Source organism: Odoribacter sp. N54.MGS-14 (assembly GCF_000980295.1).
GTDB classification, from domain to species: Bacteria; Bacteroidota; Bacteroidia; order Bacteroidales; family Marinifilaceae; genus Odoribacter; species Odoribacter splanchnicus.
Genome location: NZ_LARL01000028.1, coordinates 12,889 through 37,151, shown reverse-complemented (window position 1 = coordinate 37,151; position 24,263 = coordinate 12,889). Strand labels below are relative to the sequence as shown.

Sequence of the window (24,263 nt, the reverse complement as noted above, 5' to 3'; positions counted from 1 at the left end):
AAGAGAGAGGAGATCGGATGGCTTTGTCTGACCGATCTGAAAGGAATGAAAAAAAGTCCTTTGGTAGATGCTTATAATCTGAGAGGATTGCCCGATTCGTTTGTGGTCGATCCGGAAGGATATATTATCCGCCGGGATTTAAGGGGAGGAGAGGTACTCGACTATCTTTCAGAAGTAGTCACTGAATAGTCAGAATGAATTTTAATGTTATGAAAATAAGTGTATTAAGTGTGATTGCGGTGTTGTTGGGGGGGGCCTTACCGATACAGAGTCAGGTTGTTTTTGAGGAAACCGGGATCAAAGCGGTATTTCAGAAAGCCCGGGAAGAGAATAAACTGGTTTTTATAGATTGTTATACCAGTTGGTGCGGACCTTGTAAGAAGATGTTGAAGGAGGTATTTAGCCGGAAAGATATCGGGGAGTATATGAATACCCGTTTTGTCAATTATAAGCAAGATATGGAGCAGGAAGAGGGGAAGGAACTGGCCGGGAAATATGGAGTGGAAGTATATCCGACTTTCTTTATTCTGGATGCAGCAGGCGAAGTCAGACACAAAATGGTAGGAGGCATGACTGCCGGGGAGTTTTTGAAACAGGTGCAGCTGGGGAGTGGAGAAAATTCGTTATTCGCTTTCAATCACCGCTACCGGCAAGGCGAACGGAATCCGCAATTTATGATAGAATATATCGGATTGCTTTCGGATGCTTATATGAAAGACGATATGCAAAAGGTATTGCATGAATATTGGGAGACTCTGGATGACCGGTCGAAATCTTCGGCTACTACCTGGCCGTTGGTAAAGCGTTTTGTCCGGGAGATGAAATCTCCGGAGTATCTGTATTTGCTTAAACATAAAAGCGATTTCGAGACTAACGTAGGAAAAGAGGAAGTGAATGCTAAAATATGGGGAGATCTGTTGCCTCTGATTGGAAATCATTGTAATGATATGATTTTTAAAAATCGCCCTGAAGATCCGGCAACTTTAGAGGAATATCGTTCGATTGTTGAAAAATCGGGTGTGGAAAGGATGGATTATTTATTGGATATCATCGGCTTTACCCGTGCTTATGTGGACAATGATCTGACAAAGGCTTTGAAAATGTATAGGCGTAATTTTTCGAAATTGATACCTGATGAACGTTTTAATGCAACTTTACAATTAAATGGAATGCTTATCGGAAAGGGTACTCCTGCACAATGTAAACAAGGACTTCAGGCGATTCGCCGAACGATAAAATCGTGTGGCTGGAGCGAAGAAGATCCGTTGTTTAAAACAATGATAAAGGGGCTGGAGGAGAAGAGTTGAAAAGAGTTACTGAGTTGAAAGAGTTGGGTCTTTCAACTCAGTAACTCTATAACTCAGCAACTCTATAACTCAGCAACTCTTTTCAACTCTTTTCAATCTCCAATTCGACGATTTCGGGGTTATGGTCGGATAAGAATAGGGTGTCGTTGAGTTGTGAGAAAGGGATGTACGAACTGATTACCCGGATTTGTGGGGTAACGAAGATAAAATCGATTTTTTCACATTTTTCGGCCGGTATTTTACCGAAATTATGGTAAGTGAAATCCACTCCTGTCCGTTTTCCGGCTACTTTGTGGGCATCTTTCAGAATAAATTCGTTGTTGGTAATTGTTTTATAGGCATCCCAGTCTTCCGATACATTAAAATCTCCGGTGAGAATAGCGGGAGAAGTCCCAACGATTTCTTTAATTTTTTCGATAATCAGCAGGGCACTGTTCCGGCGGGCTTCGGTACCTATGTGATCGAAATGTGTGTTTACTACCATAAGGATTTGTCCTGTCTTCTTATCTTGTAATTTTACCCAGGTTGCAATCCGGGTCAAAGCGGCATCCCAACCGACCATTCCGACACTGTCCGGTTTTTCACAAAGCCAGAAAGTATTCTGGTCCAATAAGGTATATTTCGCTTGTTTAAAGAAGATCGGTGCATATTCTCCGGCTGTTTTTCCATCTTCCCGGCCGACTCCGACAACTGTATATTCGGGTAAGCCGGTTTTCAAGACTTCCAGCTGGTGATGCAAGACTTCCTGCATGTCGATGATATCGGGATCGACCCTGTGGATAAAAGCACATATACTGTCTTTGCGGTGTGGCCAGCTATTGGGACCGTCTCCCGAATTATCGTAACGGATATTGAAAGTCGCTAAACGCAGGGACTCAGGCTGTTGTTGGGTACAGCCGAGGGCCAAAAGGCTCAGGATAAGGGTGGAAAATAGATTCTTCATGTTATTTATTGTTAGATCTCCAAAGCTAATAATTATTGAGGAAATTTTTAAGAAAAAGAGCACGAAGTATGAAATAAATGCTTTGGACAATCACCTGGACCGGAGAGCTTCCGCAAAGAAAGACTAGAGGATATAAAACGGATTTAAACGTAGGTTTATTTCGTTACTAATTCGTCTCCGGTGATCGGGATTGGAGACCCGGTCGCTCCTGCCGGTCAGTGAAGGAAAGCCTTAGCGGACCGTTCCAGGCGAACCGGTCTGACGGTATAAAACCCGAAATCGGAATAGATAGAAAAAATTATACCTACGTTTCAAACAATTAAATCTCCACTGTTACAAAGATTTCAGAAGTCAAGTCTAACCGTTGTAACTATAGAAACTAAAAAACGGTGCCACTCTGTTTTAAACCCTTGTTCCCGTTTAAACTGTTGGCACCGTTGTAATTGTATTGCCAGAATCTTAATTCAACATCCTGATCAATTCACTGGCCTGTTGTTTCATTAATTGATTTTGAGATTGGTTAGCCAGGTTATTGGCGATGTTGGCATATTTTTTTGCAATGTCGTTGAACCCGCATTTTTTGGAGATTTTGACATAATTGTAAATCGCGTCGAAGTCGGACTTCGATTCGACAGTTTTTCCTGCCCATAATTGGATCACTTTCAGGCGGGAAACATCATTCATGATTTCCAGAGCTCCGGCAGTGATTTCTTTGATCATCTTCCGGTTTTCCGGGAAATAGCGAAATAACTTCCGGGCTTTGTAAAAATAATCTTCGGCATTTCCGGATAACCGTAGTTCTTTGATATTGAAATAATCCAATACAACATCGTAGTGCTCGTATCCGGTTTCTTTGATCCGCTTCATTTGGTTTTCGTAATCTGCCTTATTCTGGAGATAGAGTTGTTCCAAATGGTTTACCAACACATTGTCTAATTTCTGAAAAACATCGTCTTTGGAAAAATGCTGGATGAATTTATCTTGATTTTCAAAAACATATTTGAGCTGAGGTGCATTGATGTCGTTTACATAATCCCGTACGATCATCCAATTGTAATCTTTGAAGTAATCGGCTTCACTTTGGGTTTTGAAATAACGATTCAGTATATCTTGTCCCGACTTCCCTTGTTTACTCAATTCTTTTAATAATTGCATGGTCGTTTGAGGGTTTGCCGGATTTTGTTCAAATGTTTTGACCAAATTATCCAGACTTACCGTCGTTTTTTCAATTGCAAAACCGCTCCAGGTACTCCATAAAATCACCCCTACTGTTAATAAAAATCTACACTTCATATCAACCTTCAATTTTATATTAAATTTACATCTATAAAACACCTAAAGAGCCTAAAAGGGTGAAGTAAAAATCGATTTTAACTTACGATTTAACAGATTTTACATATAAAATTGACGATTTGCAATTATATCCATTCGTTTGGTATAAAAATGCAACTTAAAACGTTTACATGAGGCAAGGTTTTTAGTTTGCTCTTAAAATTAAATAAAACGCGGAAAATATTTTAAGAAATGCAATGATTTCCTGGCTGAAAATATTAATTTGTCGCAATATTTATTAGTTCGACTGGTTTATGAGAAGAATTATACTGTTTTTACAACTGCTGTTGGGAGTGGAGATGATTTATGCTCAGACGGAGACGGAAATATTGAATTATTCCCGTTTGTCTTATGCAGGATCGGCTCGGGCAGCTGCTATGGGCGGTGCTTTCGGAGCTTTGGGAGGAGATATTTCTTCCTGGAATCTGAATCCTGCCGCTATCGGGGTTTTCCGTAAATCTAGTGTTACCTACACTTCGGTATTGAATTTCTCCGGGAATGAATCCGGGGAGCTGACTGCAAGGAAAACTTCTTATCTGATCGGAACGGTAGGAGGGGTACTGTCAGGGTACGTGAAGGATGAAAAAAGTGATTGGAAAGGTTTTAACCTGGGCTTTTCGTATACTGATCTTTCGAACAATATTCAAAATACCCGGCAGCAGGTGTATCATTCCCCGACTTCCCTGACGGATGTCTATGTTTGGCAAAGTCAGGGATACAAACCGGATGAATTGAATATTTTTACAACCGGTCCCTTTTATGATACCTATTTGTTATATCAGGACGAAAATGAAAGTTACCATTCTATTTTGGAAACCGATGGAGAAACAGCCGAATGGGTCGATCAATATCAGGAGATCCGGGAAAAAGGTTACCTAGGCGAGTTTTCAATTGCCGGAGGAACGAATTATAAAGATAAATTGTACCTCGGAGCGGTACTCGGTATACAGTGGACCTATGATAAACAACGTATTCTTTATTCCGAGATTGCAGAAGAAAATGCTCCTTCACTTCTGGATTTTTATGAATTCCGGCAATACCGTCGCACCAGAGGTACGGGGATCAATTTGAAACTAGGGCTTATCTATCGTCCGGTACCGGCTATTCGATTGGGGGCCGCTATTCATTTGCCGACCTGGTTTACGATGGAGTATACACTTGAAAATTCTGTTCATACTTATTTTACTACGCCTACCGATCCTTCCGTCGGACGGGATAAACAGGAGTATGAAATATCCAATAGGGCTTATGGAACCTATTATGATCCTTATCGGTATCTGGCTAATGTACGGACTCCCTGGAGGGCGTTTCTTTGTTGGGGACTTGTGTTGGGGCAACACGTGATGTTGGATGTGGATTATGAATATGTCGATTATAGCTCTGCGAAGTACAAGCGTCCTGCGAAGTGGATTTACGGCAGTTATGAGGATGACTGGGAAAAGGATAAAATAAAAACTTTATCCCGGAGTGTCGATTATGATCCGATTAATCGGGCGATCAGGTCTCTTTATCGTCCTACCCATAATCTTCGGGCCGGAATGGAGGTCCGGGTGAACAGTCGGGTGAGTCTTAGGGGAGGATACGGACTTCAACAAAGTCCGTATAAACACGATGTTGCTTCTTTCAATAAAATATACACCTATGCCGGAGGGATTGGATTGAATGTGGGCTTGTTCTTCGGGGATCTTTCTTATACCCGCCGTTATTCTAAAAACGAAACTTGTTTTTACAATGAAAATGGTATCACTGCCCAGCCTTTGGCTAACAAATATACGGATCAGGAAATCCGGTTGACCATAGGGTTACATATTCGTTCATTATAAATTTATCGGGACAATAAATTTAGTGTATAAAGCCGATGGCCTGCGGGTGTTTTGTTACGGCCGTAAGGGCGGCTGATAGAAGTGAAAGTTTAATGAACGAAATACTTGGCAGGGATGATGAACTTTATAAAAAACGATATTTTAGTAGTTACAGCAATTCAAGGGGTACAAAAGTTACAACGGTTGGAGCAATTTCTGAAACTTTTGTATCCCTTGAAACTTTTGTCACTGTTTAATTTTCGGTTTCTTCCGCAATTAATTCCGGATCGGGTTCGTCACCTGCGAATACCAAACCGATGGTATATTGGTTCTTACCTTTATAAGCAACGAGTTTTTCTGCAGTTGCGGTCGAAATACGAATACATTTTTCCGGGACTTCCTGACGGAGCAGGTATTCTTTCAGGACTTGGTTGCGTCTGTCCATCAATTGGTGGGTCAGTTGGTTCAGTTGAGTCGAGTCGGCCAGTGAAAGAAGTTGGTCATCCAAATAAGCCGTTTTTTTGTCCTCACTGACCTGGGTTCCGACATAATTGAGAAATTGAATGTCTTTCGTATCTATTTCCATTATTTTACTGTAGTCGATCGGTAACAGGGTAGTCTGTGATTTCTCAGGGTGTTGCTGTAGATAATAATTGCGTTTTACATAGAAATCGGCCAATTGTACCTTACTTTGCTGTACATTGACAAATTGTTCCAGGAGTAGGGTCATCTCCGGTTTGGCTTTTATAATTTCGGCTAATTGGTTGATTTGAGTCAATTGTTCAGGAGTAAAGTCGTTCTGTACTGCTTCGAATGGAAGATTTTTCAGTTTTTCTGGAGAGAAACCGAGGGAATTTGCCAGAAAGTTAACCGGAGAAACGGCTACTTTCACCAATAAATTGGTCAGGGTCTTAAAAATGATTTTCCGGTAAGAAAATTCAGGAGAGTTGATGTCTCCTTTTACAGGTAAATCCATTCGAATCAGATCGTCTTTGTCTTTGATCAGATATAAAGCTGTTTTCAATGGGATGTTATAATCGGGTTTCGGATCTTTGTGTTTATTTCCGACTTCACATTTGGCTATATTCAGGTTATTACGTCCGTCCAGCATACTCTTACGGATATTGTTCACGCTGCTGAAAGAAAGGATCCCTTTTTGCAATGGATAACCGAAATATTGCATGCTATAAGGAGTGAAAGTTTTTAAATCCAGATTCTTGATACTGAGTAAGATATCTGTATTGCTGAGATCGTCTAATTTCCCTTCGTAGTTGAAAATAATGGTCCCTCCATTTTTGAGGGTACTGCTGACTTTGGCCTTATTTTCTTGAGTGAGACTCAGTTGGTCGGCAACCAGATTGATATTTTCCAGACTGAAAGTGAAGGGGTGACGCAAGGTCTGATCTTTGAAGGTGAAAAGCGAATTATTGATCCGGAAGGTGCTGACTTTGAAATCGGGGGCTGTTGCTGTAGTTTGAGGTCCGGCAACTGGAGTTTGTTCTGCCGCCCCCCGGACGGTATCTTCGGGAGTTTCTAGGAACAGGTCGCTCATGGTATTTCCGTCTTTACGGAGTTCGAAACCGGTTTTGATACCGTTGACAGCGATCGTGTTAAAATGAAAAATAGCTTTTCCGGGGTTGATCGTTTCCATATCGATATAAATGCTATCGGTAGCAAAGACTTCTTTGTGACTGGCGTCTGCAAGTGACAGGTGGTTTATACCCAGATTGCCACGAACCACTAATTCGGTTACATGTTCGGCGTTACCTTCGATGTTAAGGTGAGTATTCAGGATTCCGCCGATTGCACTGATCCGGGTAAAATCTGTCAGGTAAGGTTGGATAGGAGCGATTGAGAAATTGGTCAGGTCGATATCCAATAGATAATTGCCTGCTTCCATGTTGTATTGGATAGCCGTTTGCAAATGTCCACCGTCATTGAAATTCAATGCGATGCCGACATCGGTATTTTGACCACTGAAATAAACCCCCGGAATCTGAAGTCCGAAATTTTCCATTTGCCAAACCGAATTACGCTCTAAATCTTTGTAAAGGATATGACCTCCCTGTATGCTGATATTATAGAGGGCAATGGCAAGGGGATTTGCCGAAGTTGTGGCCGGAGAGGCCGGAGAAAGGCTGTCGGAGGCCGGCGATTGTAGAGTAGAAGAAGCCACCGGCTGGGCAGCAGGACTATCGGCGGATAACGTATCCGTTGACCCGAGGGCCAAAAGATCGTCGAAATTGAACTCACTGCCTTGCTGAAGTACCTTTACGCTGGGATTGGTCAGACTAATGTGGTTGATTCTGACTTCATTCGCTAACAGACGATGTAGAGACATATCCACACTGAGGGTATCGAAAGAAACGAAAGTATCCAGATCGTTGGCTTCTAATAATTGGAAATCGGTGATACGGGCATAGCCGGTGAAAATGTTTATGTAGAGTCCTTTGATGTTGATCTGACGCCCGATCAACTCTTTACTATGTTTATTGATGTAGTTTTTGGCGATCGGCGGAAAAATACAAGCGATGATAATGAACACTGCGACGAGAACAGCCACTGTAATAGTGGATATTTTAAGAATTTTCATGGTTAAAAATTTATATATGATGTATGTATTTTGCAAAAATAATCAAAATTTTAGAATTTGGTTTATGAAAAGGGATTTCTATCGATTGCAACTTTTTTAGGCTGAATCATATTTATTTACACAGATAATTTATTGAAAATTATTATATCTTTGTGCGTGCTAAGAGAGCTAAAAAAGCTATAGGCTATAAGCTATAGGTTGGGAGGCTCAAGGTTGCTAGAGACGGGAGAGCTAAAGGCTAAAAGCTGGCAGCGGGGGAGGAGAGTTGGAAGAAGTATGAAGTAATAGGTGAAGAAGGAGGAAGAAGCAGGAGGATAAATGAAAGATAGAATATGAGAGTGGAGATCGATGAACATTCGGGTTTTTGTTTCGGGGTAGTGAATGCTATCCGCAAAGCGGAACAGGAATTGGAGCGGGGGATGTTGTATTGTATCGGTGATATTGTGCATAATGACCTCGAGGTAGAGCGTTTGAGGCTACGTGGATTGAAAACGATAGAACACGAGCAGTTTGCACGATTGCAACATTGCCGGGTATTGTTCAGAGCACATGGAGAACCTCCGGTGTCATACGAGATCGCTCAAAAGAATGAGGTTGAAGTGATCGATGCTTCTTGTCCGGTGGTATTGAATTTGCAGAAAAGAATCCGGAAAGCTTATGAGCAAACCCGGGAACAGGGTGGACAGGTGGTCATCTACGGAAAACGCGGGCATGCCGAAGTCGTGGGCTTGGTCGGACAGACGAATGGGGAGGCTTTGGTGATCGAGAATCCCGAGGATATCCGGCAGATCGATTTTTCGCGTCCGGTGATTTTATTTTCACAGACGACCAAAAGTCTGGAAGGTTTTCAGGCTATTGCAGCTTTGCTAAAAGAGAAAGGCGGGGCACAGGTGGTGGTGAACGATACGATTTGCCGGAAAGTGGCCAATCGTATACCTCAGCTGAGAGAGTTCGCACAGAAACATGATGTTGTCATCTTTGTCAGTGGCGAAAAGAGTTCGAACGGAAAGCAATTGTTCGCTACTTGTTGTGAAGTGAATCCCCGGACTTATTTGGTGCAAAGGGCGGAGGATGTAAAGCCGGAAATGTTGGAGAATGCTCAAAGTGTCGGAATTAGTGGGGCGACCTCTACACCGGCATGGGTGATGGAAGAAATAAGACATAAAATAGAACTACAATAAATGAATTACATGATTTAATTATGGGAAGAATAAAAAGAATTGGAGTACTGACTTCAGGAGGTGATGCTCCGGGAATGAATGCTGCCATTAGGGCTGTAGTCCGGACAGCTATCTTTAATGGCTGTGAAGCATATGGTATCTTCGGTGGTTATCAGGGATTGATCGAGGGAGATATCAAAAGATTGAAATCCAATGATGTAAGCAATATTATTCAGCGGGGAGGAACGATTCTGAAATCTGCCCGTAGTATGGAATTCCGTACACCGGAAGGACGTACCAAAGCCGCTCAGATGTTGGCAGAGCATAAAATCGATGCTTTGGTGGTGATCGGGGGAGACGGTTCTTTTACCGGTGCTAAACTATTGATTCAGGAACATGACATTCCGGTGGTAGGTATTCCGGGAACGATCGATAATGACTTGTACGGTACCGATTCGACGATTGGATACGATACGGCTGTCAACACTGCAGTGGAAGCTGTCGATAAAATTAAAGATACGGCGAGTGCTCACAACCGGCTTTTCTTTGTAGAAGTGATGGGACGTGATGCCGGATTTATCGCTTTACGTACCGCTATCGCCACCGGTGCCGAAGCTGTGTTGGTGCCGGAAGTGGAAACGGACTTGACCGATTTGGAACATTTTATTGAAAAAGATTATAATCCGAAAACCTCCAGTGGAATCGTAATTGTCGCTGAAGGTGAAAAATCAGGTGGGGCTTACAGCATTGCTGAAAAGGTGGCTCAGAAACATCCCGAGTATGACATCCGGGTGTCTGTATTGGGACATATGCAGAGAGGCGGTTCTCCTTCTCAGTTCGACCGGGTTTTGGCCAGTCAGTTGGGTGCTGCCGCTGTCGATGCTTTGATGGACGATCAGAAGAGCATTATGCTGGGAATCATGAATAAAGAGATTGTTCATGTTCCTTTTAACAAAACGATCAAGCATACCAAAAACCTGAATCCTGAATTATTGAATCTGGTGCGGATTCTGTCTATTTAATAGAATCTGGTCTTGGTAATGAAATAACGGTAGGAGCATCCCGCTTTCTTACCGTTATTTTTGTTATTATTGCATGATGAATGAGTTCTCATTCGGGTATTTTGTGAATAAATGGTATTAAAATATTTTTATGCGATATGCTGATGTCATCGTGCCCCTGGCGGTAGAAGGAATGTATACCTATACGGTGCCTGTGTCTCTGGAAAGCGAGGTTCGCGAGGGTACATTGGTATTGGTGTCGTTTGCCGGTAACAAGCGGTATACCGCTTTGGTCGGTCGTATACATGACCAGGCGCCTGTCGGATATCAGGTAAAGCCTATCGAGGATGTCATCGAGAAACAGGTTTCGTTTTCGGCTCTGCACCTGAGGTTTTTATTGTGGCTCGGCGGGTACTATATGGCCACTCCCGGCGAAGTGATGAAGGCGGCTTTACCGGTGGCTTTCCGTTTGGAGAGTTTTACCAGCATTACCCGTACCACGGAGGAAGTGGATTATGCGGGGTTGACTACGAACGAAAAAATCTTACTCCGATTTTTACAGCCTGGCGAATATGTTTCGCTGAAAGAAGCGGAGAAATATCTGAAAATTAAAAACGGGCTTCCGTTGGTGAGAAATCTGTTGGCCCGGAATTACATCCAGATTAAAGAAACAGTGGACGACTTGTTCCGGGAAAAAAAGGAGCGTATCGTCACTTGGGCAAAAGAGTATACAGAGGAAGAATTGGGGGCGTTGTTGGATCGCTTGAAAAGAGCACCGGCCCAATATGCTATGCTTTGCAGATGGATCGAATGGGGTAAAACTGAAATCGAAAAAGGGGAGTGGTTGCGTTTGACCGGACAATCGGCCGCTACACTCAAAGGATTGTGTGACAGAGCGATTTTGAAGGTCGAAGAAAGAAAGATAAGTCGGTTGGGAGGAGACGGAGACGCCGGAGGAAGTTCTTGGCAGCTCAATGCAGAACAACAGGGCGCTTTAGGGCGCATCCGGGATTTTTTCCTTGAAAAAGATTGTGTTTTGTTGCAAGGGGTGACCTCTTCCGGGAAAACGGAGGTATATATTCGTCTGATACAGGAATATCTGAATCGGGGACAGCAGGTGTTGTATATGCTGCCTGAGATCGCTTTAACCGTACAGATCGTAAGACGGTTGCAACGGGTTTTCGGTGACCGTATCGGAATTTATCATTCCGGTATGTCGGATAATATGCGCGCTGAATTGTGGCGGAAGCAATGTAGCGACGAACCTTTTCAATTGATACTCGGAGTCCGTTCGTCGATCTTTCTGCCTTTTCGGAATCTGGGATTGATTATTGTGGATGAGGAACATGACGCTTCTTACAAACAAAAAGAACCTGCACCCCGTTATAATGGCCGGGATGCTGCGGTTATGCTGGGGAAATTGTCGGAAGCCAGAGTCCTGTTAGGGTCGGCGACGCCTTCTTTCGAGTCTTTTCAACATGCGCTTACCGGAAAATATGGGTATGTACAGATGAACAGCCGTTATGGTGGAATTCAGATGCCCGAAATTCGTTTGGCCGATGTGGGAGAATACCGGCGTAAAAAGCTGATGAAAGGTAGTTTCTCTCCCTTATTGCTGGAAGAGATGGAGAAAGTGCTGAGCGAACACAAACAGGTTATTTTATTTCAGAATCGCAGAGGTTATTCTTCCTATGTACAATGTGACCGTTGCGGGGAAATCCCGAAATGCCGTTATTGCGATGTGAGTCTGACCTATTATAAGCAGCGCCATGTACTCGTTTGCCGTTATTGCGGGGCTATCGTGTCGATGAGCGACCGTTGTTCGGTTTGCGGGGAGGGGCATTACCGGGAAAGAACACCCGGAACGGAGCGGATAGAGGAAGAAGTATTACGGCTTTTCCCGCAGGCCCGGGTAGCCCGGATGGACCTGGACGTGATGAGTAGTAAGTCTCGTTTCAGGAGTGTCATCGAAGATTTTGAACAGGGGAAGACCGATATCCTGATCGGGACTCAAATGGTCACTAAAGGCCTGGATTTTGCAAATGTCAAGCTGGTCGGAGTGATAGATGCCGATAGTATGGTCAATTTCCCGGATTTCAGGGCGGAGGAACGGGTTTATTGTATGTTGTTGCAGGTTAGCGGGCGTAGTGGACGGAAAGGTGACCGGGGGAAAGTGGTTATTCAGGCGGCGGATGTTAAAAACAGAGTGTATACCATGCTGACCGATGGGAATTACCGGACGTTTTTCGAGCAATTGGCTGCAGAACGGGAGTTGTTTGTATATCCTCCCTTCGGCCGGATGATTCAGGTGGAACTAAGACATAAAGAGGTGGTACCTTTACGGAATGCCGCTAACCGGCTGGCTGTCCGTTTGCGCGGGCAGCTGGGCAAACGGGTGTGTGGGCCTGCTGTTCCGGAGATTAGTAAAATCGGTGGGTATCATCGGCTGATTTTGTTATTGAAGCTGGAAAACGGAATCTCTTGTTCGGGGGTGAAAAACAGGCTTCGTGAAGAAATCAGAATATTGAAACAAGAAAAACAGTGGGGAACACTTCGGGTCATTTGTGATGTGGATCCTCAATAAAAGAGTGAAGTTATGAATACAAAAGGGTGTAAATTTGTTTTAGGAATTATTTTGTCGCATCTGTTGTGGATCTCTGCTTCTGCTTAGTTTTTTTCGGATTCCTGCAGATAAACGGTAAGAAAAGGTTTTTCTTTATTTTGAAGGGATTTATAACCGGAGTGAGATCTATGTGAACGGTCATTTACTGGGAAAGAGGCCGGGTGGGTATTGGAACATCCCGGGCTTTATCGGTTGAAGACTACTGGTTTGCGTTTATTTACTTTCGATCCGGGTAAAATTTACTTTTCCACTGTTGAAATCCGCGGAAAAACGATCATGGGGATTGTTTATGTAAATTATTTTAACCAATATTGCAGTTCAGTAACGTCTGTGCTATGAGTGGTGACGGTGATGAAGTTTTATATGCAGAATTGGCAGGAGATTTAAGGCGACGGTCTCATCGGGCTTTTGAGCGGATTTTCAAGGAAATGGGACCCCGGTTATATCGTTTTGCCTTCTCTTATCTTATGAATGCGGAGATGGCGGAGGATGTGGTGCAGGATACGTTTATGCATTTTTGGTCTGTTCTGGGAACGCTGCCGGAGGATACACGGGTGAGTACTTATCTTTATGCTTCGGTGAAAAATTCCTGCCTGAATTATTACAAGCATCTCCGTGTGGAAGATACCAACCGGACAAAACTTACCGAAGCCTTGATTTATATGGGGTCCCTGCAATACGAAGAGGGAGAGGACCTGTTCGGAAAGGTGCAGGACTGCTTGCGTAAACTTCCGGAGCAACAGCGCAAGGTGCTTGAAATGAAGATTTTCAGGGATATGAGCTATAAGGAGATTGCCAGAGAACTGAACCTTTCGGAAGTCACTGTGCATACCCATGTCAAGAGGGCCTACAAAGCTATACGGGAGGCATTGCCTGTGGTGTATTTCTTATGGTCTGTCTTGGGTAAAATTTAAAGGATTCCATTTCCGGATCAGTGTTATTCAGCTATTTCGTATTATTCTTCAAAATGTTGACCGGAGGTATTATTGTGTGTGGTTGGTGGAATCTTATTTCTTTCTGAATGGTTCGGGCTATCGGACATATTTTTACTAAAATTAAAAAAAATATGCTTTTTCTTGTCCCCTGTTTTTGTGTAAGGTTGTTTTACTTATAAAGACGGTTAATGACGAGGTATGGAAATAGATAAAATCAAAAAAGTAATGATGGGAAAAGCTTCCCGGGAGGAAAGGGAGGAAGTGGAATCCTGGGCAGGCGGGTCGGCTGAACGGAAGCGATTTGTGGAAGATGCCCGGGGGTTCTATGCCGGGGAGGAAATCCCCGATGGGGAAATAGAACAGCGGATGCGGCGGATTTGGCAGACGATGCCTGTGTCTATATGGCGTCGCAGGATGATTTTCCGTTGGGCTGCTGCGGTGGCTTGTGTGCTTTTGGCGGTAGGGATTGGTTGGAGCGTATGGTTGCCGGGTACGCGTGAAGGCAGGATGATGCCGGATGGGCAGGAACAGGGGGTACAGGCGGTGCAGTTGCTGTTGTCCGATGGTAGCAGGCATGAACTCGGGCCCGGTAGGTTGTCCGGTTCGATTCCCGGATTCCGTGTGGATACGGGGGGAGTGATCCGGCAGGAAGCGGTGGCAAGCGGACCGGGAGGAGATACCGTTCGTTATGGCGAAATCATGGTGCCGCGGGGTGGGGAGTATAGGATGGTGCTGGCCGACGGGACACGGGTGATGTTGAATGCAGAGACGCGGCTGAGGTTTCCGGAGGCTTTCGGAGACGGCGAACGCAGGGTCTTTCTGGAAGGTGAGGCTTATTTCGAGGTGGCGAAGGAAAGAGAACGCCCGTTTTGGGTGGATTTCCGTGAGGGAACGGTGCGGGTATTGGGTACACAGTTCAATGTGAAAGCGTATGGGGGAGAGGAAGCTGTGGCTACCCTGGTTCATGGGAAGGTGGAAGTGGCCAGGGGCCAGGAGGCTGTTGTGTTACAACCCGGTGAGCAATGCCGGATCGCTGCCGGTGAAGCGCATGCGCTGATCGTGGGTAAGGCCGACCTGATGTCCACACTGGCTTGGAAAAATGGGGAGTTCGTATTCAAGGACGCTTCGTTGGAACAGGTGATCGACGAATTGGCACGTTGGTATAATGTGGAAATGGTGTACGATCACAGCTTGTTCCGGGAATCGCGGGTACACATTTATATGAACCGTTCTCAGACGCTCGACGAGGCGCTGGATATGCTTTCCAAGGCATGGAACATCCGTTATGAACGGCAAGGAACAAAGGTCTGGCTTGGGGAGCGGCATACCGGTGGGACTGATAGCGATTGAAATAGTTTAATTTAAGGTTACGCAAAAGGCGATACCTTCCGATAGATTAAGAAACACGGGCGATGCTGACTCCATCTCCCGTGTACAGGATTGCCGATTGCTCAACAATCACTTTTAATTTTACAAACGTATGAAAAAAAATTATCTAAGGCAAATTTCCTGCTTGGGAAGGATGGCCCTGAAATGGTGGCTCTGCCTGTTGCTGGGAGGAATGTTGAATCTTCCGGCTACCGCCCAGCAGAAAACGGCACCCCGGGTCAACCTGAAGGTTGAAAAAACATCTTTGATCCGTGCGATCGAAGCATTGCGCAGTCAGACGCGTTATAATTTCCTGTTCAATTCCAAGGACTTGCAGCCCTATACGGACATTTCCGTGCATTTGCAGTCGGTGACGCTGCAACAGGCGCTCGATAGCCTACTTACCGGGCGGAAGACGGGACTGGAGTATACCATCGAGGGAGAAACAGTGGTGATCCGGAAAAAACAGACGCAGGAGCAACAGTGTACAGTGAACGGCCGAGTAACCGATAACCGGGGACAGGCATTGCCGGGAGTGACGGTGTTGGTGAAAGGAACTACTATGGGCACGGTTACCGATGTTGATGGCAACTATAAAATTTCTTTACCTAAGATAGGTTTGACTTTACGGTTTTCATTTTTAGGGATGGGAACTCAGGAAATTGTGGTTACCGGTCCGGAGTGTAATGTAATTTTGGAAGAAGAACAGAATAGTCTGGAAGAAGCAGTGGTGGTTGGATATGGTGTTGTAAAGAAAAAAGATTTGACCGGTTCTGTTTCCAGTGTAGATACTCGTTTGATTGAAGAGTCTGCTGCCGCAGACATTGGTACTATTATTCAGGGACAGGTGTCGGGGCTCCATATTCTGACCGGTAGTGGTGCTCCCGGTGAAGAAGTACAGATACAAATCAGGGGATGTGCTTCCTTGTCCGGGAATACTTCACCTCTGATTGTTGTCGATGAGGTACCTATGCCTTCCGATTTCTCTATCAATCAGCTGAACCCTTCTGATATTAAAAGTATTGATGTATTGAAGGGTGGATCTTCATCGGCAATCTATGGTTCCCGGGCATCTGCCGGAGTGATTTTAATCACGATGAAAAAGGGAAGCCGGAATGAGAAACCGTTGATCAGTTACGATTATACCTTTGGAACACGTCAGTTAGTGTCAGATATTAATGTTCTGAATACAGAAGAATTTAAACTTTTGCTATTGGAAGCCACCCGTAATTCTGCCCAGGAGCAGGGGTATACGAATTTGAGTGATTATCGTTATTATAAAGACTATACCACTCCGGGATATTTTGGGGAGGTGAATACTCCCTGGATGAAACTATTGATGCAGCCTGCCAGGGTACATAAACATAATATCAGCGTAAGGGGAGGGGGACACTCTTCCAATTATTCTGTTTCCTATGGCTTAATAGATGAGGAGGGGATGCTGGTGAATACTTCCAACCGTCGTCATAACCTGAATTTGAACCTCGATACCGATCTCAATAAATGGTTGAAAATGGGAGTGACTTTCAGAGGGGATCTTAGTAAACGCGGACAGACGGAAAATTTTAACGTTGCTGCAGAAGCCCGGCCCGATTTACCCTGTTACAACGAAGATGGAAGTTATTATGTTCATAAATATATGTATCAGGGAGAAGAACGGTTTGAATCTAATCCAATGATTGAAGCCAAGGAAAGAGATAATGTGAACCAGGATCTGGGGGCTAATATTACCTCTTATTTAGTGTCCAGACCGTTCGGAGGACTGAGTCTTAGATTACAATATTCCTATAACTATAAACAAAGTAAAGGGCGGGATTTTTATCCGAGTATGACTTTATATGGGAGTGGTGGATACAAAGGACAGAAAGGTCAGTTGACGAATACAGAACGTCTGTCTGAAAATCAGGAATTGATGGGACAGATTATGTATGGGAAACGTATAAAGAAACACAATTTTGATATTACAATGGTGGGAACTTTGACAGATTCCAAAAATTCTTATGCCTCTATGACCTTTGCTGATTTTCCTGATGATAAAACTCAGACTTCAATTTGGCAGGGAGTTACTTATAAAGATCAGATGGGATATGACAAGGGTGCTCTCTTGTTATCTTACGTTGCCCGTGCTAATTATAGTTTTAATGATCGTTATTTATTGACAGTATCCTGGCGTGCAGACGGTTCATCTCGTTTCTCTCCTGACAATCGTTGGAGTTATTTTCCTTCATTGGCTGTAGCTTATAATTTGACAGAAGAAAAATTTCTCCGGCATAATAAAGTGATTAACTTTTTAAAATTACGTGCCAGTGTTGGAAAGGTAGGAATGGGATATGTGGATGAATATGGCTGGAGAACATTGTATGATGCTACGGAATACCTGGATCAGCCTGCTATTGTCCCAGGATCGATGGGTAATAATAACCTGAAATGGGAAGGAACTGTTTCTTATGAATTGGGTTTGGATTATGGATTTTTCAAGAATAACCGTATTTCAGGAACATTAGAATTCTATAAGAAAAAGACAAAAGATCTGCTCTATCGGTATACCTTGTCTCCGGGGATCGGCCTGCCTTCTGCAAATGTAAATTTTGCAGCTATAGAGAATCGGGGAATAGATTTTGATATCAATGCTAAAATTATTAATACCCGTAATTTGTCTTGGTCGTTTTCTTTCAATATTTCCAAGAATTTAAACAAAGTCACGGGACTGGATTCTAAATATGTCTCATCTCCAGGATCTTCAGCATTGAATAATACTGTGATAGAAGAAGGGAAGTCGGTTGGACTGTTCTATGGTTATAAGAGTGACGGTATTTTCCAGAATTGGGAGGAAATTGAAGCATGTGAAGCTTTAAATCCCGATATGCCCTATCAACAGAAATTCAGTTCGGATGTTTTGTCGCCGGGAGATATCAAATTATTGGATTTATCCAACGATGGTTATGTAAATTTTACGGCGAATAATTATGAAGATAAAACAGTTCTGGGAAGTTCATTACCTGATTTTTCGGGTGGTTTTTCTACCCGTCTGACTTATAAAGGATTTACATTTAGTATGTCCGGAACATTTAGTTATGGGAATATGAAAAGTTGGGATGCCGAGGGCAGGCAGTTTCAGTTTAATGCAGCCCGGCCGAAGAATTTGTTAGATATCGCTTTAAAACGTTGGACGCCGGAAAATCCGACCAACGATTATCCTAAAATCCGTTTGAATGGTACGAATTACGGGATGACAGATTTTTGGCTGCATGATGCCTCTTATCTGAAGATCAATAATATTTCTTTGACTTATCAGTTGCCGGCTAACTGGTTGAGACGGACAGGTTTTATTGATCGTGCCGAACTATTCGGTTCGATTACCAATGTGTATACCTTTACCAGTTATCCCGGCCCAAATCCTGAAAGTTTTAACAGGAACGATAAGATAGCAGGAGCTGCTGTCGATTATACTGCTTATCCGCAGACTAGAACCTATAATATTGGAATTAAATTGTCAGTTAAGTAATGATATATCCTATGAATAAGATAGATTATATATTAGTGATGGTCCTGATGGTCCTGCTATCCGGATGTAATTCTTTATTTGATAAAGAGATTCCTGAGTATCAGGTCTCAGATGCAACGGCTGTCACAGATCAGGCTTCTGCTGAAACAGCTTTGCTGGGCGTATATTCTTATCTGGGGGACTATGGTGTGTTTTCTGCTTATTATTTAGTTGATGATGCCTATCGGTGTGGGCTGTTGGAGGGGACATACAGATCTTCAGATTATGAGAGAAATCTGGAAGCTTTGTCTGTTCCTTCTGAACACAGGGAATTGCTGGAAAAATGGAAATTGTGTGGGCAAATGATTAATGCTGCCAATAATTTGTTGGCAGCAATTGAAAAAGTGAACGATGCTAACTTTGTTGGGGGGCGTAAAAAAGAGATTATTGCAGAAGCCCGCTTCCTGCGCGCTTTTGCTCAGCTTTATCTGATGAAGCATTATGCATTTTTCTGGGACTTGGATAGTAAATACGGGCCATTGATGCGTCGTGTGCCTGGGACGCTGAGCAATAATAATATGGAACGTTCCGGAGTCCGGGAGGCCTATAATCTGATTCTGGAGGATCTGGATTATGCTATTGATTACGGGCCTGTGTATAAAGATGTTTTTTCTGCTTCCAGAGGATTGGCAAAGGGGTTCAAAGTGGAAGTTTTATTACTGAGGGGAACAGATGAAGATTACGCGAAAGTGCCGGAATTGGCAAATGAAGTACTTTCTAATTATGAATTTAAGTTGGAAGAGAGCTTTGAGGATGTTTTTAAAAACGGTTATAAATCTACTGAAATCATGTTTTCCCGTTTCCTTTCTGCTAAAAAGTTGGCCGACGTGGATATGAATGTCGCCAGTATAAAGAAGTTAATGTGTGGAAAATACAAGCCCAACGACCAGTTCCTCGATATTTTTAACTCAACCAATGACACCCGTTATGCTTTGACTTTTGATTCGGTACTGTATGAACAGTTTAACTCGACAAATAAGACGTTGATTTTAAAGAAATTATGGCGTACGGACGGAAATTGTCCGATGTTTTATATGCGTTTAGCCCAGATGAAACTGTTTCAGGCTGAAGCGTTGGAACATAATGGGGCGTCGGTTGCAGATGTTCTGGCTCCTTTGAATGATTTGCGTCAGCGTTCGGGCAATGTGCTTTTAAAAGCAGAAGATTTTTCGGACCGGGATGATTTGGTCAGGATCATATTTTATGAAATTGTCCGGGAAATAGGACTAGAAAATGGAGCTGAATGGTTTGCTGCTGTCCGGATGCGTTTATCTTCAGGTAAAAGATTGATATCGGAGCTGAATCCTGTTTATTCAGATGATAAACAGTTGGCCTGGCAGATTCCGGACGATGAGGTAAGTTACAACACCCTGATGGAGCCTAATCCGGTGTTTATACGGGAGTAATGAATGTTTAATGATTTTAAATAGCTTGTTATGAGATTTAAATATATATTGATTCTATTATTAGGATGCTGTTGCTGGAGGTGTAACAGTATTGATGATCGTTTTGAAGAAAAAGATAATCTGCGTCTGATTATGCTGGAAGCCATAGAAGAACCTTATGCAAATCCCAAGGATGTGTATGTATATAAATTGATGGCGCAGAGTATGAGTGGACTTGAACGGGTTGTTATTTCGAATGTTAGTCATGAACTGGATTCTGCTCCGGCTTTACCGACAATTGTATTAGTGGACTCTGTTACAGTGGATTCAAATGGATATTTAAGCCGTCCGGTGAAAACTGCAATTATAGAATATCCCATCGTTGTTCCCCCTCTGCCCGGAGAATCAATCAGCCTGGATTTTACGGTAACTGCCGTCAATGGGAAATTCCAGACTATAACCTCTTCGATGCTGGTTGCTAATTATAAAGAAAGTAAGAAAGGGCTCTTTTTTGCCAATACCTATACTTCCAAGAATTATGCTTTTTACTCTTCGGAAAAAGATGCTCTTTATGGTGTAAATCCCAACTTAGCTACTTATTATAAGAGGAATATTCCTTATATTGATTTTTATTCTATTTCTGACGGCGCCAGGGAATATTTTATCTATTCACCCACAGATCCGGAGGTCGTTGAAAGACTGAAAGGGCAGGGAATTACGGATTATGTACTGACAGAGATGCGGGGAACCCGTATGGTAAAACTGGAGGATATAAATTTTACAAAGGTGAAAGATAAAGAGATTCTAGCCATAGATTTTACAAATACAGTAACGAAAATTCAGGTAAAAAAAGGTGATAATATAGGTTTTATAACGGAAGACGGCCGGAAAGGTATTATGAATATTGTTGGAGCCTCCGGCAGATACATCGATTTTAAATGTAAGACCCAGACCATTCCCCAATAATCAGGGGATGTTTTCGGGCATCCTACTATTGCCGGTATTGGGGCTGGAAAATGTAACCGGGCAGCTTTTCCGCCCGGTTATTATATTATTCTACTATTACATGATGGTAACTTTTGATTTTATTCCAGCTACTACGGGTCATATATAAATCTAAATTTCTTAAAATTTTATACACCCATGATTGATGCAATGGTCTTTAAAGAAAACTTTCCTTATTCCGATTGGTCATGTTGTCGGGTGTGGTGGAATAAATTTTGCAGAAAACAAAACCATAGGGAAAATAAGTTGGGATATCATACATCCGGACTTTCAGGGTAAATCATTAGGGACAAAATTATTGAAATATAGAATTGAAGTGCTGAAAACTATTCCCGGTATCCAAAAAATAACTGTCAGGACTTTACAGGTTGCTTATAAATTTTATGAAAAATAAGGGTTTACCTTAAATGAAATCAAAAAGGACTATTAGGCAGAAGGTTTTGATATGTACAGTATGGAATACGAGGGATATAGCAGGGGTAAGTTTTAGTCGGTGAAGTAACGGTAAGCAGGTTAGTTTTGAATTACGGTAAGTCGGAGAAGTTACAAGCCGGATAGGATATTAGATCATTTGAAAGGAAGGTTTAATTTGAGAAATGCGGAGAAAATTGTGATGGAAAAGACTTTGGAAGAGGTATTGGTATTAAAAGCAGCGTGTTCTTTCCCATTTTACATCGTTGTTAGAAAGAGAGAGCGGAAATAAATTTGCTCTCAGGGATATAATGTGTGAGAGTATACGGATATTATTTCAAGATTGAAACAGATCGGGTTATATCATGAGGTATAAGTAAACTGAATTGTTAAAAAACTGGAATACGTAGGTTTAATTTTGTACTTATTCGTCTTCGGTGTTCGTGTTTGGAGACCCGGTCGCTTCTGTCGGTCGTCTACCTTTTTCTTTCACTGACCGGCGGAACTCCTCACTACGTTCGTCAGACACCACCGGTCGGGCGTTCAGAAAAAGCAAGACGACACTCGACAGAGCTCCAATGGTCTCTAAACACGAACACCTCCGACTTACGTTATCACTGAATTGCAGACTAATCTTGATTTGAGAAATACCATTCTCCCCGAAAATAAGCCGAACAGTCCGGTTTCCTATGGCTGTAAATTTCCGCTTGTATTTTCTTTGCCGGTTAGCTCTAACGTTAGATGCAGGGTTTTATACCGGAGGACCATTGGAGCAGGAACGAGTGTCCGGTTAGGTTTTCCGAACGCCCGACCGGTGGTGTCTGACGAACGGAGTGAGGAGTTCCGCCGGTCAGTGAAGGAAAGCCTTAACGGACCGTTCCAGGCGAACCGGTCTGACGGCATAAAAACCGGAATCGGAATAGAAAGAAAAAATAAACCTACTTTTTAAATAGTAACGGCGGTTTTAACGGTTATAAAGGTTTTAAAGTCAAGTCTGACTGTTGTAACTAAAAACGATACAGAAATACTGTTTCAGGTCTTTAGAATCAATTGTGTGTCGGTGTTTCCGCTTCTTTCCGCTTTTTCTGGAAGTTGTCCACTACGAATGCAGTGAAAATCGGAAAAAATACCATGCCCGAAGCGGCTAGGATAACAGCCAGCGATTGGCCTAATTTTGTGACGCCGAAGATGTTGGAACCGACGGTAGTGACGTTCATCAATGACCAGTTGAAGGCATCCCAGTAGTCTTTGACCATGGGGTTTGGGCCATGCTCGACGAAGTAGAACATGATGCTGCAAAAATAAATGATAACAAAGACGATGGACAGATAGGTGACGAACAGATTGGTTACTTTACTGCGGGTCATCCAGCTGACGATGATTGATATACCGTAGATACCCCGGGCGATAGGAATTAAACGCAGTAAAACCCAGGTGGCATGGGAAAGATGAGCGGAAGAAATATATACGATATTCAGATAGGGGATAGAAATCAATAATAAAAAGATATGATGACCCAGAAAATGCCATCCTTCCTGACTAAAATACCAGCGGACAAAGAAATCTGCCAGGAAAATCGTACAGACCATTAAATGGGTATTCAGAATAAAGCGTTCGGATAAAATCGTTGTTGCAGATAATAATTCGATAGAAATAATTACCAGAACCAGTATGCTACTGAGCAATACCATAATGTTCAGGAATTTTACGATAGGTTTATCGTTCTGTACCATGGTCTATGGGTTTATAAAATTTGTAAAGTTCATAAAGTTTGTAAAGTCGGTGTCCCCTGCGGGTACTTAATTTACGGGACTTTCGGTGGGACGTATCGGGGACGTAAACGAAGCGCTCGCAGGGGAAACGACTTTATGAGTTATTTTATAATTTCTACAGTGTCGCCACTGAAGACATTGACTCCGAGTTCCCGGGCGATGTATTTGATGGCAGCTTGTGCTTTCACCGAGTTTCCGGCATCGTCTAATGGAGGAGCAAAGGCTGCAATACCGAATACGCCGGGCAGACAACCCATCACGCCGCCACCGACTCCGGTTTTGGCAGGGATACCGCTGGTGTAGATCCAGTCGCCGGTGTGTTCGTAGAAACCGACAGCAGTGATCAGGGAAATGATATGGGGCATCAGGGATTCATCGAATACCTGTTTACCGGTTACCGGATTTTTACCTTTGTTAGCTATCGTACAACCTGCTATCGCTAACTGTTTGGTCGTTACTCCCATAGAGCAATGTCGGGTATAGAGATCCAGCGACATGTCCGGATCGTCGTAAATCCGGTTGTAATTTTTCAATAACCAGGCGATAGAACGATTGTTGAAATTTGTGGCGGATTCCGATTTGTAAAGTTCGTCTTGTAATATTAATTCGCTACCGCATAGATCGGCCATATTGTCGGCAATAGCAGCCCATTTCGAATTGGGATCACCGATGGGCTTAACCATACTATCGGCACTGATAGCGCCGGCATTGACCAAGGGGGTACTCGGATGATCCTTTTCCAGTAAGATTGCCATGATGGAGTTGAAAGGAAGCCCGGTTGCATCGGCGCCTATCTTTTTCAATACGGCTTCGGCTCCATATTGTTTGAGTATCAATACAGCTGTATGGACTTTAGAAATAGATTCGATACCGAAAACATAGGTTGTATCTCCGGCTTCGATGACTTCTCCCGTGGGTAGACAGACAGCGATACCGAAAAGGTTAGGATCGATTTTAGCCAGGAAAGGGATATAGTCGGCATTCTTTCCGCCTTTCAGATTTTTTACTTTCTCATGAGCTTGTTTGACAATGGCTTCGAGGTCGGTTATTTTTATGGTCTTTTTCATGATTCAAAATTTAAT

General features: G+C 43.1%; 16 protein-coding genes and 1 pseudogene. 12 read left to right on the top strand and 5 right to left on the bottom strand.

Annotated features, from left to right (window positions below; genetic code table 11):
- Both WS42_RS07620 and WS42_RS15445 read left to right on the top strand, forming a co-directional pair.
- Nucleotides 1–189 (top strand): hypothetical protein (locus WS42_RS07620; protein ID WP_046450937.1); only part of this gene is annotated, 189 nt, incomplete at its 5' end.
- A 20-nt stretch (nt 190–209) separates the two neighbouring features.
- Complete coding sequence (locus WS42_RS15445) at nt 210–1,307, top strand: thioredoxin fold domain-containing protein (RefSeq protein WP_286728436.1); 1,098 nt, start codon at nt 210–212, stop codon at nt 1,305–1,307.
- Between the two features lie 82 nt (nt 1,308–1,389).
- Here WS42_RS15445 and WS42_RS07610 read toward each other — a convergent pair whose 3' ends face one another.
- On the bottom strand, nt 1,390–2,250 hold the full coding sequence (locus tag WS42_RS07610; RefSeq protein ID WP_013610695.1) for an endonuclease/exonuclease/phosphatase family protein: 861 nt from the start codon (nt 2,248–2,250) through the stop codon (nt 1,390–1,392).
- 459 nt (nt 2,251–2,709) lie between these two features.
- The gene (locus WS42_RS07605) at nt 2,710–3,543 is read right to left on the bottom strand and encodes a hypothetical protein (protein WP_046405179.1); all 834 of its coding nucleotides are present in this window, start codon (nt 3,541–3,543) and stop codon (nt 2,710–2,712) included.
- Between the two features lie 293 nt (nt 3,544–3,836).
- On the opposite strand from WS42_RS07605, the gene WS42_RS07600 reads away from it, so the two are divergent.
- On the top strand, nt 3,837–5,405 hold the full coding sequence (locus WS42_RS07600; RefSeq protein ID WP_046405181.1) for a hypothetical protein: 1,569 nt from the start codon (nt 3,837–3,839) through the stop codon (nt 5,403–5,405).
- Nucleotides 5,406–5,637: 232 nt separating this feature from the next.
- Here WS42_RS07600 and WS42_RS07590 read toward each other — a convergent pair whose 3' ends face one another.
- Nucleotides 5,638–7,977: a DUF748 domain-containing protein gene (locus WS42_RS07590; RefSeq protein WP_046450935.1), complete on the bottom strand. Its 2,340-nt coding sequence runs from the start codon at nt 7,975–7,977 to the stop codon at nt 5,638–5,640.
- A gap of 332 nt (nt 7,978–8,309) precedes the next feature.
- Between WS42_RS07590 and WS42_RS07585 the strand changes: the two genes are divergently transcribed.
- The 9 genes and pseudogenes from WS42_RS07585 to WS42_RS07545 all read left to right on the top strand — a co-directional run.
- Nucleotides 8,310–9,158 carry a 4-hydroxy-3-methylbut-2-enyl diphosphate reductase gene (locus tag WS42_RS07585; RefSeq protein ID WP_013610700.1) on the top strand — a complete coding sequence of 283 codons (849 nt, stop codon included), beginning with the start codon at nt 8,310–8,312 and terminating at the stop codon, nt 9,156–9,158.
- 20 nt (nt 9,159–9,178) lie between these two features.
- On the top strand, nt 9,179–10,159 hold the full coding sequence (gene pfkA / locus WS42_RS07580; RefSeq protein ID WP_013610701.1) for a 6-phosphofructokinase: 981 nt from the start codon (nt 9,179–9,181) through the stop codon (nt 10,157–10,159).
- A gap of 130 nt (nt 10,160–10,289) precedes the next feature.
- Nucleotides 10,290–12,722, top strand: a complete 2,433-nt coding sequence (gene priA / locus WS42_RS07575; protein WP_046450934.1) for a replication restart helicase PriA — start codon at nt 10,290–10,292, stop codon at nt 12,720–12,722.
- 374 nt (nt 12,723–13,096) lie between these two features.
- Nucleotides 13,097–13,675 carry an RNA polymerase sigma-70 factor gene (locus WS42_RS07570; protein ID WP_041556268.1) on the top strand — a complete coding sequence of 193 codons (579 nt, stop codon included), beginning with the start codon at nt 13,097–13,099 and terminating at the stop codon, nt 13,673–13,675.
- Between the two features lie 219 nt (nt 13,676–13,894).
- Complete coding sequence (locus WS42_RS07565; protein ID WP_046450933.1) at nt 13,895–15,046, top strand: FecR family protein; 1,152 nt, start codon at nt 13,895–13,897, stop codon at nt 15,044–15,046.
- A gap of 130 nt (nt 15,047–15,176) precedes the next feature.
- Entirely contained in the window at nt 15,177–18,569 is a 3,393-nt protein-coding gene (locus WS42_RS07560; RefSeq protein ID WP_022160113.1) for a TonB-dependent receptor, read from the top strand.
- Between the two features lie 11 nt (nt 18,570–18,580).
- Nucleotides 18,581–20,014, top strand: a complete 1,434-nt coding sequence (locus tag WS42_RS07555) for a RagB/SusD family nutrient uptake outer membrane protein (RefSeq protein WP_162613287.1) — start codon at nt 18,581–18,583, stop codon at nt 20,012–20,014.
- 30 nt (nt 20,015–20,044) lie between these two features.
- Nucleotides 20,045–20,959: a hypothetical protein gene (locus WS42_RS07550; protein ID WP_046403551.1), complete on the top strand. Its 915-nt coding sequence runs from the start codon at nt 20,045–20,047 to the stop codon at nt 20,957–20,959.
- Between the two features lie 223 nt (nt 20,960–21,182).
- Nucleotides 21,183–21,428, top strand: a pseudogene (locus WS42_RS07545) (GNAT family N-acetyltransferase); the annotation flags it as partial.
- 1,027 nt (nt 21,429–22,455) lie between these two features.
- Here WS42_RS07545 and WS42_RS07535 read toward each other — a convergent pair.
- Together WS42_RS07535 and glsA are read right to left on the bottom strand one after the other, a co-directional pair.
- Nucleotides 22,456–23,142, bottom strand: coding sequence for an ion transporter (locus WS42_RS07535; protein ID WP_013610714.1), 687 nt, complete (start codon nt 23,140–23,142; stop codon nt 22,456–22,458).
- A gap of 140 nt (nt 23,143–23,282) precedes the next feature.
- Entirely contained in the window at nt 23,283–24,248 is a 966-nt protein-coding gene (gene glsA / locus WS42_RS07530) for a glutaminase A (protein WP_013610715.1), read from the bottom strand.
- Between the last annotated feature and the right edge of the window lie 15 nt (nt 24,249–24,263).

What these genes read in the sequence shown, in the direction of transcription:
- WS42_RS07570 (WP_041556268.1), top strand. Translation starts at nt 13,097, where the DNA reads ATGAGTGGTGACGGTGATGAAGTTTTATATGCAGAATTGGCAGGAGAT.
- WS42_RS07585 (WP_013610700.1), top strand. Translation starts at nt 8,310, where the DNA reads ATGAGAGTGGAGATCGATGAACATTCGGGTTTTTGTTTCGGGGTAGTG.
- WS42_RS07535 (WP_013610714.1), bottom strand. Translation starts at nt 23,142, where the DNA reads ATGGTACAGAACGATAAACCTATCGTAAAATTCCTGAACATTATGGTA.
- WS42_RS07555 (WP_162613287.1), top strand. Translation starts at nt 18,581, where the DNA reads ATGAATAAGATAGATTATATATTAGTGATGGTCCTGATGGTCCTGCTA.
- glsA (WP_013610715.1), bottom strand. Translation starts at nt 24,248, where the DNA reads ATGAAAAAGACCATAAAAATAACCGACCTCGAAGCCATTGTCAAACAA.
- pfkA (WP_013610701.1), top strand. Translation starts at nt 9,179, where the DNA reads ATGGGAAGAATAAAAAGAATTGGAGTACTGACTTCAGGAGGTGATGCT.
- WS42_RS15445 (WP_286728436.1), top strand. Translation starts at nt 210, where the DNA reads ATGAAAATAAGTGTATTAAGTGTGATTGCGGTGTTGTTGGGGGGGGCC.
- priA (WP_046450934.1), top strand. Translation starts at nt 10,290, where the DNA reads ATGCGATATGCTGATGTCATCGTGCCCCTGGCGGTAGAAGGAATGTAT.
- WS42_RS07605 (WP_046405179.1), bottom strand. Translation starts at nt 3,543, where the DNA reads ATGAAGTGTAGATTTTTATTAACAGTAGGGGTGATTTTATGGAGTACC.
- WS42_RS07550 (WP_046403551.1), top strand. Translation starts at nt 20,045, where the DNA reads ATGAGATTTAAATATATATTGATTCTATTATTAGGATGCTGTTGCTGG.
- WS42_RS07565 (WP_046450933.1), top strand. Translation starts at nt 13,895, where the DNA reads ATGGAAATAGATAAAATCAAAAAAGTAATGATGGGAAAAGCTTCCCGG.
- WS42_RS07560 (WP_022160113.1), top strand. Translation starts at nt 15,177, where the DNA reads ATGAAAAAAAATTATCTAAGGCAAATTTCCTGCTTGGGAAGGATGGCC.
- WS42_RS07610 (WP_013610695.1), bottom strand. Translation starts at nt 2,250, where the DNA reads ATGAAGAATCTATTTTCCACCCTTATCCTGAGCCTTTTGGCCCTCGGC.
- WS42_RS07600 (WP_046405181.1), top strand. Translation starts at nt 3,837, where the DNA reads ATGAGAAGAATTATACTGTTTTTACAACTGCTGTTGGGAGTGGAGATG.
- WS42_RS07590 (WP_046450935.1), bottom strand. Translation starts at nt 7,977, where the DNA reads ATGAAAATTCTTAAAATATCCACTATTACAGTGGCTGTTCTCGTCGCA.